Raw genomic sequence first — 12,468 nt, forward strand, 5'->3', positions numbered from 1 at the left:
GGTCGGGTAATCTAACTAGTGTAAAAATGTCAATTTCATTGACATTTGAAATTATATAGCCTTCACATTATAATACGCTTTAGACTTCTCAGTTTTTTTCTAATCACTTTAAAACCATCAAAGAATACCAGAACGCCAAACACCATCTCTACTAGAATAGTAAAGTCGTGTATTGTAATGATGCAGTTCATAAAGGAGCTTATTAAAAATGACCAGGAATAGTAATACTTCTACTTTAGCTAAAGTCAGGAACTTTCTCATAAAAGTGAAACGAGGGGAGAAAATTAAAAAACTATATAAAATAGCCTTTACAGTGATTGGCAAGTTGCCTGCCAAAAAGAACATGGTGGTCTTTGAAAGCTTTTTAGGTAAACAGTATAGCTGTAATCCTCGTGCCATCTACGAATACATGAAGGAAAACTATCCAAACTATGATATGTATTGGAGTATTGACCCTAGATATGCTTCAACATTTGAAGGAAAAGGACTTAAAACCGTAAGAAGGTTTTCCATTGAATGGTTATTTAAAATGGCACGGGCGAAATACTGGGTGTCTAATAGCCGCCTTCCCATGTGGATACCTAAGCCTAATCACACTATATATTTACAAACATGGCATGGAACACCTTTAAAACGGTTAGCTGCAGATATGGATGAAGTTCATATGCCTGGGACTGACACAGAGAAATATAAGAAGAACTTTCTCACCGAAGCAAGCAGATGGGATTATTTGATTTCTCCCAATCGGTATTCATCAGATATTTTCAAACGAGCATTTGGTTTTGAAAAGGATATGATTGAGTCTGGATACCCACGAAATGATTACTTATATAACCATAACAATACCACTACTATTACAGAAATTAAGAAGCGATTAAAGCTTCCATTAGATAAGAAGGTCGTTTTATATGCTCCCACATGGAGAGATAATGAGTATTATGATAAGGGAAAATATAAATTCAATTTAAAATTAGACTTAGAACAGATGCAGCAAAAATTAGGTAGCGACTATATTGTTCTTCTTCGCATGCATTATTTAATCGCGGAAAATCTTGATATTTCTTCTTTCTCTGATTTTGCCTTTGATGTTTCACATCATACGGACATTACTGAGTTGTATATTATCTCTGATTTATTAATTACAGATTATTCTTCTGTTTTCTTTGATTACGCGAATTTAAAAAGACCGATGATTTTCTTTGTCTATGATATTGAGAGCTATAGGGATACGTTAAGAGGATTCTATTTTGATTTTGAGAATCTAGCACCCGGTCCACTTGTTAAAACGACAGAAGAGGTCATTACACATATTCAGCAGCAAGAACAATTGGACACTGCTAATTTCGAAGATTTCCAGCAGAAGTTTTGTTACTTAGAGAGTGGTCAATCTAGTAAGAGAGTAGTGGATAAAGTTTTTGAATAGGATAACAATTAGAAAGTTACTACTTTTTTTCTTCAACAAACTTATTATTCCATTGCCGAATTTCAAGATCTAGAACATACCAATATCGCCTCAAATAAATAGGTTTTACTTACGAACAAATAGTGTATAATCTAAACATGTTAAGTTATACTACTATTTTCAATATAGAAAGGAAACTATATGAAATCAGCATTAACTGTATTTAAAGAACAAATTAACAGCTTCTATCTAATTAGAAGGCTTTCTCTATATGAACTCAAAAGCAGCAATAAAAACAACTATCTAGGTATGCTTTGGGAAGTATTGAATCCCGGTATCCAACTTGCCATTTACTGGTTCGTTTTCGGGTATGGCTTAAGAACTGCCGGTCAGGGAAGGTCGGATGTGGAGAATGTACCTTTCTTTGCATGGCTGCTGGCTGGGATGGTCGTATGGTTCTTCATTAACCCGGCTATCACACAGGCTTCTAAGTCTGTTTACACCAGGATCAAAATGCTCTCAAAAATGAGTTTTCCTATGAGTGCCATTCCATCATACGTGATTATGTCCAAGTTCTATCCCCATCTTTATTTAACCGCGATATCTATCGTAATACTTAATTTCATGGGGCAGACTATTAATATTTACTACTTACAATTGCCATACTTCATGTTCTCAGTCATAGCGGTGGTCATCGCTATTTCATTGATTACGTCTACTTTATCTACGATCGTTCGTGACGTTCAGATGGTCGTTCAGTCCATTATGAGGATGTTATTATATATGACTCCCATACTCTGGAACATGGAAGACTTATTGAACGATCGTCTCATTACTATATTGAAAACAAACCCCTTCTACTACATCGTAGAAGGTTACAGAAGTGCCCTTTTAGGACAAGGCTGGTACTTTATTGAACATTTCCAATACACTCTTTATTTCTGGGCTCTTGTTCTCGCCATGTTTGCGTTTGGTTCCTTCATTCATGTCAAGTTCAGAAGACACTTTGTTGATTTTCTATAATGGAAAGTAGAGGATAAAATGTCCAAATCAGTTATTGTTAAAAATGTGTCAAAGAAATATAAGTTATATAATAAACCTTCCGAAAGAATTCTTGATATGATTTCACCTAAAAGCTATGGGGAAGATTTCTATGGCTTACGAAATGTCAGCTTTGAGGCTGATGCAGGGGATATCATAGGGTTTGTAGGTGTAAATGGTTCCGGTAAATCGACACTGGCCAATATTTTGGCTGGTATCATCCCTGAGACATCAGGTGAGGTAGAAGTGCGTGGGAAAACGGCGTTGATTGCCGTTTCAGCCGGGTTGAACAATCAATTGACAGGCCGGGAAAACATAGAGCTTAAATGCCTGATGCTTGGCTTCAGCAAGAAAGCGATCAAAGAAGTTGAACCCGACATCATTGAATTTTCAGAGCTGGGGAAATTTATTGACCAGCCTGTTAAATCTTATTCAAGCGGGATGAAATCGCGACTAGGGTTCTCTATTTCCGTCCATATAGATCCAGACATATTAATCATCGATGAGGCTCTCTCCGTCGGGGATAAAGCTTTCGCTGAAAAAAGTCTGGAAAAAATGAATGAATTTAAAGCCCGGGGAAAGACCATGTTCTTTGTCAGTCACTCAATTGGGCAAATGAAGAAATTCTGCGAGAAAATTCTCTGGCTTGAATACGGTGAAGTAAAAGAGTTTGGATCCGTTAAGGAAGTCATTCCAAAGTACGAGCAATTCTTTAAAGAATATAAGGTCATGTCCAAGGCTGAAAAGAAACAATTCAGAGAAAACGCCATGCGTAAACAAAGTGGTCTGGAACCGATGTCTACATCCTAATCCTTATAAAATAAACCTGTCCCTTTTAGGGGCAGGTTTATTTTTACCTTCTTGTTCAATCTAATGAACTTCATTATATTAATATATTTTACCAAAATTCTCTTTTTTTCGCTTTTTCTTGCTTATTATGTGATAAAATGTCAATATCTTATACCGTTCTAACTATCATATGACAAAAAAGGAGAAAAACAAGTGAAAAAAACACTATTTACTGTCGCAACTACCGCTGTCCTCTCAACAACATTTGTCGCATCCGCCGCTGCCAATTCCCATAAAGTCGAGTCCGGTGACTCCCTTTGGTCCATTGCACGTAAATATGATACATCCGTTGCAATCCTTAAAGATATGAATAAGTTGAAATCCGACATGATTTTCCCAAATCAATTACTCAAGGTAGATACTGACCAAAATGATCAGCCTGCCATTCCACCTTCCAATCCTGCACCACCTGTTCAAACGGGATCTACAAAAAAGTACATAGTCAAGTCTGGTGATACGCTTAGCGCTATTGCTTACAGGCATTCTATTACTCTGGCAGAATTACAAAAGTGGAATAACATTAAAAGTCATTTGATTTATCCTGGGCAGACCCTCGTCGTTACTAAAGGGACCTCTTCTGGTGAACAAGGAAGCGGGAATGTGAGCAATCCTTCTCCTTCTACACCACCTAAACAGGGAAGCTCAAGTACATATACGGTCAGATCCGGAGATACTCTCTCCCATATTAGCGTTAAACACAATGTTTCTGTTCAAGATATTAAGCGACTAAATAATCTCTCCAATGACCTGATTCATGTTGGCCAGGTTTTGAAAATCGGAAAATCTCAAGGATCACACCCTGCACCACCAACAGAAACAACGCCACCCAACGAAGAAAGCAATTCATCTTTTAATACAAATAAACTCATTTCTCAAGCAAAAGCACAGCTTGGTGTTCCTTACGTTTGGGGAGGTTCAACCACCTCTGGATTCGACTGCAGCGGTTTTATCTATTATGCCTTTAACAAGAGTGGCGTGAATGTTTCTCGAACTTCAAGTGAAGGGTACTACAATCGCTCTTATTATGTAAATAAACCAGCCGTTGGAGATCTCGTCTTTTTTGAAAATACTTACAAAAAAGGGATTTCTCATTTAGGGATTTATGTAGGCGACAACAAGTTTATTCATGCTGGTGATAACGGAGTCGAAATTACTAGTTTAGATAATTCATATTGGAAATCAAAATTGGATGGATTTAAGCGTTTTTATGAATTGTAAAATTGAATTGGCCACTACCTGGTACTATGTTCCCAACAGTGAAATGGAAATGTACTACTTGGCAGTGTAAACCGTGGCGCCTCTGTGCACCCGGTTTTTTTATGTCAAATCGTCTCTTCACTTAAACTTTTGTTAGTGGTCCGTCCCCCGGTTATTTCTTCTATATGACTTAGGGTTAATTATACTTTTACAGACCATCTTCTCATTTTCCCGGCAGAATTGCACTTTTGAGAATAGCTATAGAGGTGGACCTAAGCAACATCTTTGGGGTGATAAGAGCTACGACCGCCGCCTGAATAGTAAGAAATTAATTTCTCAAAGGAATGGCTTCCACCGATTCATCGACGACACGGCCAACATGAATCGATTATGTTGGGTTTGAAGATAGAGGTAACATTCGTTCTGGAGGTATTAGCGGACTATAATGTTCATTAGTAGCCTTCGGATTAATTTATAAAAGTCGTCCTTTCTTAATTATGCAGTAATATAAATGAGATGAAAAAAAGTGGCGTCAAAAAGTCAGTAACTACTGACTTTTTGGACAGCCCCTTTTTAAATCAGCGCACTTAATTCCTCAATTCTGCTTTCAATAAATTGTATGTGCTTGGTATCCTGTTGGAGATCAAAAACGACGATAGCTTTCTTCATATAACTGACGGCGTCCTTAGGTTTATTCATCAACTCCATGTTATAACCAATTTGATAATGTAATTCGCCTAAAATGAATACACTATCTTTATAAAGGCACCATTTTATAGCATCTTCACAGTATTTATTTGATTCTTCCAGTCTGTTAAGACGTGTTAACACCCGCGCTATATGATAATATAGTCGGGTTTTTATTGTATAGTCATTCAAGTGGGGAAGTAACTCAAGATGATCCTTGACTTCCTCAAAGACCTCAAGCGCCTTGTCAAGGTCTTCCTTAAAATAAATAGCCCCCAGCGCCAAGAAGATTTCTAATTCTCTCTCCAACAAAATTTTCCCCTTGTTATGGGTCAGGTTGATCGCTTCTTTGAGAGTATCAACTGATTTACTAAGGTCTTTCTTAACCTCATATAAATAGATTCCTTTATGCCATAGTAGCAACTGTAAGTTCTTATTATTCTGCAAAAATAATGGATTATCCAATTCAGCTCTTACGATATCCATCATTTCTTCATATTTTACACTTCTTCGGAGTATCTGGAGCTGTTGGAATACTTCCTGAACATAATCCAGCCGTGGTGTTGTCCCGATATCAAAAAAGTAGTTAACATCTACACCAAGCTTCTGAGAAATTTGGTACAATGTAGAAGCATAGGGAAAGACATCTCCTTTTTCAATTTTACTGATTTGCGCTTGTGTACATATTCCTTGTGCAAGTTCTTCCTGAGAAAGACCACTGGTTTTTCTCAACTCTTTTATTTTTTTTCCAACTGCGTTAAAATCCATAAAACCCACTCCTAAATATGCCTAGAGTTATATTTTTTGAGGAAATTGAATGAAATCACTATTAATAGTATTGTAAATTAGGTAATTTGGCACCATAAGCCGAATGTACAAATTTTCATTTTGTGTTTTAATTATTATAACAAGTATATTTATATTTTATCGAACATTCACTTGAACAAGAAAGGGAGGAAAGTCCTATGAAAAGACGTTTTCTTACAATTTTAACCGCTTCAGTTCTTCTTTTTGGTGTTGCAGGACTTGCTAATAACCATACGGAAACTGCAAGTGTACAAATCCAAAACACTGAACTTCCAACAACCGTATATTAATCATCAAGTTAAAAGCTTCCTGCAGTCGGGAAGCTTTTTTTCATAAAGTGGATTTTTCTTATAGAAATATGCTTAAAATTATGAAACATAAGAAAAGAAAACGTATTTCCCAATAAATTTACATCTTTTAGCTTTAAAGCAACCATAAGCCAAAATACACTGTATTTTAAAACGTGATAGGATAAAAGTACAATAAGAAAGGGGGCTTCATGATGAATAACATAAGCATGAAAGTAAATCCTCTATACTCAGATATGGATATGTCGATCCAGTTTCATTTCGAATTCTCAAAAGGTGATTGTAAGGTCGGGGAAGCCATGGTATCAACTTATGCCATGAATAACCAGGTATTGTATCGTAAGTCCCAGGGTGGTATTTCCACCTCGATTGAAAAGTGTGCGGTCATCGATCGGTTTGATGTGGTGACTGAGCTTGGTGAGGGAAGTATGAAAAAGCTGAGACATTTTCTTAAAGTGATCGGGATGAAGGAAGTTCATTGTGGGTATGAGATGAATAGAGAGAGTGTTGGTAATTAAATATAAATAGGAAGACCATCCCGAATGTGTTGGGATGGTCTTCCTATTTATATTTTCAGGTTATTTATTCAGACTAACTAGAAGGAGCAGCCTTAGCGAAGTAGATTCCTTGCTAAAGCTTCTTTATTATTTCACGAGAGTTTCCATAATTAGATAAGCTGCTATTCGACTTGTCATGTCTCTGAAATCCAGAGTCGGGTCAATTTCTACAATGTCCATGGTACTGACCTTCGGATGCTTCAGGGCGGTTTCAATGGCTTGTGTCAGTGCATCAGGATGCATACCTCCAGGACCGATTGCCGGGCAGCCAGGTGCGTATGCCTGGTCGAGGACGTCCATGTCTACAGAGAGGTAGATGGTGTCGACTTGGGATTCTAGTTGGGTTAGGGAATCTTGGATGAGTTCCACGATTGGTTGTTGTCTGACGTCCTTCATCGTGTAAACCGTGACACCTTGCTCGATAGCGTATTCATGATAGGCTTTCGCATTGGCATAGTTTCGGATACCTATCTGAATCAGATGCTCTCCTTTGATGTGGCCCTCTTCTAGTAACCTTCTAAACGGAGTGCCGTTGGTAGGGCCTCCATCCTCCGTGTTCCGCAGGTCATGATGGGCATCAAACTGGATGATGCCGACCGTTCCCTTCGCTTCCTTGATAGCCTTGACCGTGGACGTGGTAATGGAATGGTCGCCTCCAAGGATTATGGTGAAGGGTGCTGCATTGGTGTTGGTTGCTGCTTTGACAGATTCATAGATTCGTTGATGCGATTCTTCGATTGATGTCGGGTGCATGGTAATGTCGCCGAAGTCTATGATGGTTTTCTTGTCTTCGACGAGGTCCGTCCCTCTTTCGATGTTGTATGTTGAAAATGAGTTAAGGCATCGTCTGATCGCATCTGGTGCGAAGCTTGCCCCTGAATGGGAGATGGAAGGTTTGGAGAGGGGAGCGCCGATGATGGCGATGTCCCCTTTCTTCCCCTCTTCCCAAGGCGTCAGGAGTTCCGCTGCTTTAGTTGTGTAGCGGTCTTTGAACTGCGCTTTTCCCGCCTGCTTAATGTGTTGAAATGTGCTCATGAAGCTTCTCCTTGCGGTAGATGATCCGGCCGTTTTTCATGACGGTGTGGGTATGGTTCACCCCGTAGTGATACGGTACATAATGATAGTTCGGTACATCCCATAGGACGATGTCGGCTTTACGTCCTGGTGCCAGCTTTCCTGCTGAGTCCCCTCTATTGATGGCAAAGGCTGCGTTGATTGTTACTGCATTCCAAATTTCTTCCGGTGTCATTTTCAGTTGCAGGGATGCCAGATTCATGATGAATTGCAGGTTCTCTGTTGGTGAGCTACCCGGGTTGAAGTCTGTTGACAACGCGACTGCGGCTCCCGCTTCCATCATGCCTCTTGCGTTGGCGAACTTGCCTTTGTTCAGATAGAAGGATGTGCCTGGCAGGAGGACAGCGATTGTGTTTGTTTCTCCCAGTGCCTGGATGCCTTTATCTGATGCTCCTACTAAATGGTCTCCGCTTGTTGCGCCGATTTCTGTCGCCATTTCCGTTCCGCCAAGTGGATCGATTTCGTCAGCATGAATTTTTACGGAGAAGCCTTTTTCTTTTGCTTTTTTTAGGAACTCATGGGACTGTTCTACTGTAAATACCCCTGTTTCACAGAAGATATCGACGAATTCAGCCAGCTTTCCTTTTTCAATATCGGTCAATAGGTCTATCATTTCTTCTAAAAATTCGTCGGAGCGGCCTTTGAATTCCGGTGGGATCGCGTGTGCTCCAAGGAATGTGGAAACGATGTCTGCCGGGTGCGATTCGTTCAGTTGTTTGGCTACTCTCAGCTGTTTTAGTTCGGTCGGGCGGTCAAGGCCGTATCCGCTTTTCGCTTCGACAGTTGTGACTCCGTATGAAATCATTCTGTTTAAGTGGAAGCGCGCTTTAGTGAGTAGCTCTTCTTCTGATGCCGCGCGAGTAGCGCCTACTGTAGATAGGATGCCTCCCCCGCGTTTCAGGATCTCTAAGTATGGTACTCCCTGCTGTTTGAGGGCCATTTCATGTTCACGTGAGCCTCCGAAGACCAGGTGAGTGTGCGGGTCTACAAGACCTGGCGTCACCAGTTTCCCTTCTGCGTCGATTCGTTCCGTTGCTTTGAGAGATTGTGCTTCATCATGTGTGCCGATCCAAGCGACAAGTCCGTCCCTGATGGCTAGCGCAGCGTGCTCTGTAACCTCGAGTTTACTCATTTCCTCCCCTTTAAGAGGTCCGTCCCCATGATCCATTGTCAGGAGCTGTCCGATGTTGTCGATGATGGTGTCGAAATGTTTTTCTGCAGTCATATTATTCTCCTCCTTTGTTCATCGGGATGTGGATGTTGTGTTTTTCGGCTGTTTTTTCTGCGATGTCGTAGCCTGCGTCGACGTGGCGGATGACCCCCATTCCAGGGTCTGTTGTGAGAACGCGTTCTAATCTTTCTTCTGCAAGATCCGTCCCGTCTGCCACGACAACCATACCAGCATGTAGTGAGTACCCCATGCCTACTCCGCCGCCGTGGTGGAAGGAAATCCAGGAGCCGCCTGCTGCTGTGTTGATGAGGGCATTCAGGATCGCCCAGTCTCCTACTGCGTCACTTCCGTCTTTCATACTTTCGGTTTCACGGTTCGGAGAAGCAACGGATCCGCAATCCAGGTGGTCACGTCCGATGACGATTGGTGCTTTCAGTTCTCCGTTTCGGACAAGCTCATTGATGGCAAGACCCATCTTCACTCGCTCACCGTATCCCAGCCAACAGATGCGTGAAGGCAATCCCTGGAAGGCCACTTGCTCTTGTGCCATATCGATCCAGCGATTGAGGGCTTCATTTTCTGGGAAAAGCTCTTTGATCAGGCGATCTGTTCTGTAGATGTCCTCTGGGTCTCCTGACAGTGCAGCCCATCGGAATGGTCCTTTCCCTTCACAGAATAATGGACGGATATACGCTGGAACAAAGCCAGGAAAGTCAAAGGCATTGTCGACCCCTTCATCCTTCGCTACCTGACGGATGTTGTTACCGTAGTCGAATACGATGGAACCTCTATTCTGGAACTCAAGCATTGCTTCCACGTGTTTGGCCATGCTTTTTTGTGAAAGGGTTGTGTAAGCTTTCGGATCCTGTTGACGAAGTTCTGCCGCTTCTGTGAGTGAGTACCCCTCTGGTACATAGCCGTTTAACGGGTCGTGGGCTGATGTTTGGTCGGTCACGATATCGATTTGGACGTTCCTCTTTAAAAGTTCATGATGAACCTCTGCCGCGTTTCCAAGTAAGGCGATGGAAAGAGGCTTGCCTTGGTCTCGTGCTTCATAGGCCATCATTAATGCTTCTTCGATGGAATCTGTCTTCACGTCACAGTATTTTGTGTCGAGACGCTTTTGGATGCGTTCTGCGTCAACGTCGACTGCAATTACGACTCCACCGTTCATGGTGACGGCGAGAGGCTGTGCTCCACCCATTCCGCCTAGTCCCGCAGTTAGAGTTATTGTACCTTTGAGTGAGTTATTGAAATGTTTCTTCGCCAGTGCCGCAAACGTTTCATACGTCCCTTGCAGGATTCCTTGTGTCCCGATGTAAATCCAGCTTCCCGCTGTCATTTGGCCGTACATCATGAGGCCCTTTTGATCAAGCTCGTGGAAATGCTCCCAGTTAGCCCATTTTGGTACAAGGACCGAATTTGAAAGAAGGACTCTTGGAGCCGCTTTATGGGTTTTGAATACACCAACCGGCTTACCTGACTGAACTAGCATGGTTTCGTCGTTTTCCAGGTTTCTGAGAGTGTGAACAATTGCGTCGAAGGACTCCCAGTTACGGGCTGCTTTCCCGATACCACCATATACAACAAGTTCTTCCGGAATTTCAGCTACCTCAGGATCTAGGTTATTGTAGAGCATGCGAAGGACCGCTTCCTGCTCCCATCCTTTACATTCAAGGTCCGTCCCTGTTTTGATTTGTACGATGCGTTTGTTTGCTTTAACCATTTGTTGTTTCCTCCTTTGTTTTGGTTGGTTTAATGAGTGTGCTTAACGAGATCTGTTGCAGCCACTGGTTGGCTTTTTCTATATCTTTCGAGAAGATTCGGTCCTTTGTGATGGAAGGGATGACCTTTCTCGCTGCTTCGTAAAATTGTCGTGTCCGGCTTGCCATGAGGTCCGTCCCTCGATGTTCCGCTGCCTGCAGATTGCAGATAAGTTCGACGGCGAGTACTCTTCTTGAGTTCTGCAGGATTTGGTAGGCATGTCGTGACCCTATGGTTCCCATGCTGACATGATCTTCCTGGTTGGCGGATGACGGGATGGAATCAACGCTCGCTGGATGGGCGAGGGTTTTGTTTTCAGATACGAGTGATGCCGCACAGTATTGCATGATCATGGCACCGGATTGGAGTCCTGGTTGCGGACTTAGGAACGGCGGCAGGTCATTGAGCTGCGGGTTCACCAGTCGCTCGATTCGTCTTTCTGAAATATTGGCTAACTCTGCTATGGCAATCTTCATGAAATCCATGGCAAAGGCGATTGGCTGTCCGTGGAAGTTTCCTCCTGAAATGACCTTTTCTCCGTCATCAAAAATGAGTGGATTATCAGTTGCGGCGTTCATTTCGATTTCCAGCTTTTCTTTTACATAGTCTAGTGCCTGCCAGGATGCTCCGTGAACCTGCGGGATGCATCTTAAGGAGTACGCGTCCTGTACTCTTAACTCCCCTTGCTTTGTTGTGAGCTTACTGTCCTGTAAGTAGTTCCTTATGCGTTCTGCCGTTGCGACCTGTTGAGGATAGCCTCTTACTAAATGAATATCTTCGTCGAAAGCATCCATGATTCCTCTAAGCCCTTCCATGGTCAGACTGGCAATCATCTCGCTTTGGAAGGCAAGTTCCTCCGCTTCCAGGTATCCGATGACTCCCATTGCCGTCATTGCCTGTGTTCCGTTGATGAGTGCCAAACCTTCTTTCGCCTGAAGCTGGATAGGGAAGATATTTTCTTTTGAAAGGACAGGAAGGGTTTGATGGACCTCTCCTTGATAGTGGACTTCTCCTTCACCCATCAATGCCAGGGCCAGATGGGAAAGTGGCGCTAAGTCTCCGCTTGCTCCCAGTGATCCTTGTTGAGGAATGACCGGATGGATCCCTTTATTGAGGAATTCAGTGAGACGTTCCACAATGACCGGTCTAACACCTGAATACCCTTTTAATAGAGCATTGGCTCTCAATAGAAGCATTGCTCGAGAAACCGTCTCAGGGAATGGATCTCCCACCCCACATGCATGAGAATGGATCAGATTGAGCTGAAGCTCCTCCACATCTTCCGCATCAATCAACACATCACTAAACTTCCCAAAGCCCGTGTTGATCCCATACACCACACGCTTCTCCTTCACAATCCGCTCAACCGCCTCACGACTCTTCCGTACCCGCTCCATACTAACCGGTGAAAGTTCCACTTGCTCCTTCCCATAAATAACCCTCTTTGCTTGCTCCAAACTCAAACTACAACCCGTCAACTCCACCATTACAATCACCTCTTCATATTTTTAGGGACGGACCTCCAAAAGTTGCATCTCCACAACCTCGGTCTGGCCAAACCCCTCTAAATCGCTATTATCGTTGTTCGTTCTTTAATGCTTTAAACCACTC

Annotated in this window: 10 protein-coding genes and 1 pseudogene; 6 read left to right on the top strand and 5 right to left on the bottom strand. The window is 42.3% G+C overall.

Annotation, left to right across the window (positions count from 1 at the left end; all coding sequences use genetic code 11):
• Positions 1-241 precede the first annotated feature (241 nt).
• The 4 genes and pseudogenes from F0342_RS04130 to F0342_RS04145 all read left to right on the top strand — a co-directional run.
• A pseudogene (locus F0342_RS04130) lies at positions 242-1,423 on the top strand (CDP-glycerol glycerophosphotransferase family protein); the annotation flags it as partial.
• A gap of 180 nt (positions 1,424-1,603) precedes the next feature.
• The gene (locus F0342_RS04135) at positions 1,604-2,425 is read left to right on the top strand and encodes an ABC transporter permease (protein ID WP_149154770.1); all 822 of its coding nucleotides are present in this window, start codon (positions 1,604-1,606) and stop codon (positions 2,423-2,425) included.
• Between the two features lie 18 nt (positions 2,426-2,443).
• Complete coding sequence (gene tagH, locus F0342_RS04140; protein ID WP_149154771.1) at positions 2,444-3,253, top strand: teichoic acids export ABC transporter ATP-binding subunit TagH; 810 nt, start codon at positions 2,444-2,446, stop codon at positions 3,251-3,253.
• Between the two features lie 192 nt (positions 3,254-3,445).
• On the top strand, positions 3,446-4,510 hold the full coding sequence (locus F0342_RS04145) for a C40 family peptidase (RefSeq protein WP_149154772.1): 1,065 nt from the start codon (positions 3,446-3,448) through the stop codon (positions 4,508-4,510).
• A 552-nt stretch (positions 4,511-5,062) separates the two neighbouring features.
• Here F0342_RS04145 and F0342_RS04150 read toward each other — a convergent pair.
• Positions 5,063-5,944 carry a helix-turn-helix domain-containing protein gene (locus tag F0342_RS04150; protein ID WP_149154773.1) on the bottom strand — a complete coding sequence of 294 codons (882 nt, stop codon included), beginning with the start codon at positions 5,942-5,944 and terminating at the stop codon, positions 5,063-5,065.
• Positions 5,945-6,141: 197 nt separating this feature from the next.
• Between F0342_RS04150 and F0342_RS25285 the strand changes: the two genes are divergently transcribed.
• On the top strand, positions 6,142-6,273 hold the full coding sequence (locus F0342_RS25285) for a hypothetical protein (protein ID WP_262481634.1): 132 nt from the start codon (positions 6,142-6,144) through the stop codon (positions 6,271-6,273).
• 212 nt (positions 6,274-6,485) lie between these two features.
• Positions 6,486-6,809 (top strand): hypothetical protein, encoded by a 324-nt coding sequence (locus F0342_RS04155; protein ID WP_149154774.1) that lies wholly within the window; start codon positions 6,486-6,488, stop codon positions 6,807-6,809.
• A gap of 126 nt (positions 6,810-6,935) precedes the next feature.
• Here F0342_RS04155 and hutG read toward each other — a convergent pair whose 3' ends face one another.
• The 4 genes from hutG to hutH are packed head-to-tail and all read right to left on the bottom strand — an operon-like array spanning position 6,936 to position 12,344.
• The gene (hutG, locus tag F0342_RS04160; RefSeq protein WP_149154775.1) at positions 6,936-7,883 is read right to left on the bottom strand and encodes a formimidoylglutamase; all 948 of its coding nucleotides are present in this window, start codon (positions 7,881-7,883) and stop codon (positions 6,936-6,938) included.
• Positions 7,861-9,147, bottom strand: coding sequence for an imidazolonepropionase (hutI, locus tag F0342_RS04165; protein WP_149154776.1), 1,287 nt, complete (start codon positions 9,145-9,147; stop codon positions 7,861-7,863). The genes hutG and hutI overlap by 23 nt, the downstream gene beginning before the upstream one ends.
• A gap of 1 nt (position 9,148) precedes the next feature.
• Positions 9,149-10,819: a urocanate hydratase gene (gene hutU / locus F0342_RS04170; RefSeq protein WP_149154777.1), complete on the bottom strand. Its 1,671-nt coding sequence runs from the start codon at positions 10,817-10,819 to the stop codon at positions 9,149-9,151.
• Positions 10,812-12,344, bottom strand: a complete 1,533-nt coding sequence (gene hutH / locus F0342_RS04175) for a histidine ammonia-lyase (RefSeq protein WP_149154778.1) — start codon at positions 12,342-12,344, stop codon at positions 10,812-10,814. Before hutH ends, hutU begins: the two co-directional genes overlap by 8 nt.
• Between the last annotated feature and the right edge of the window lie 124 nt (positions 12,345-12,468).

The organism is Bacillus sp. CH30_1T (genome assembly GCF_008364765.1).
Lineage (GTDB): Bacteria > Bacillota > Bacilli > Bacillales > Bacillaceae_B > Rossellomorea.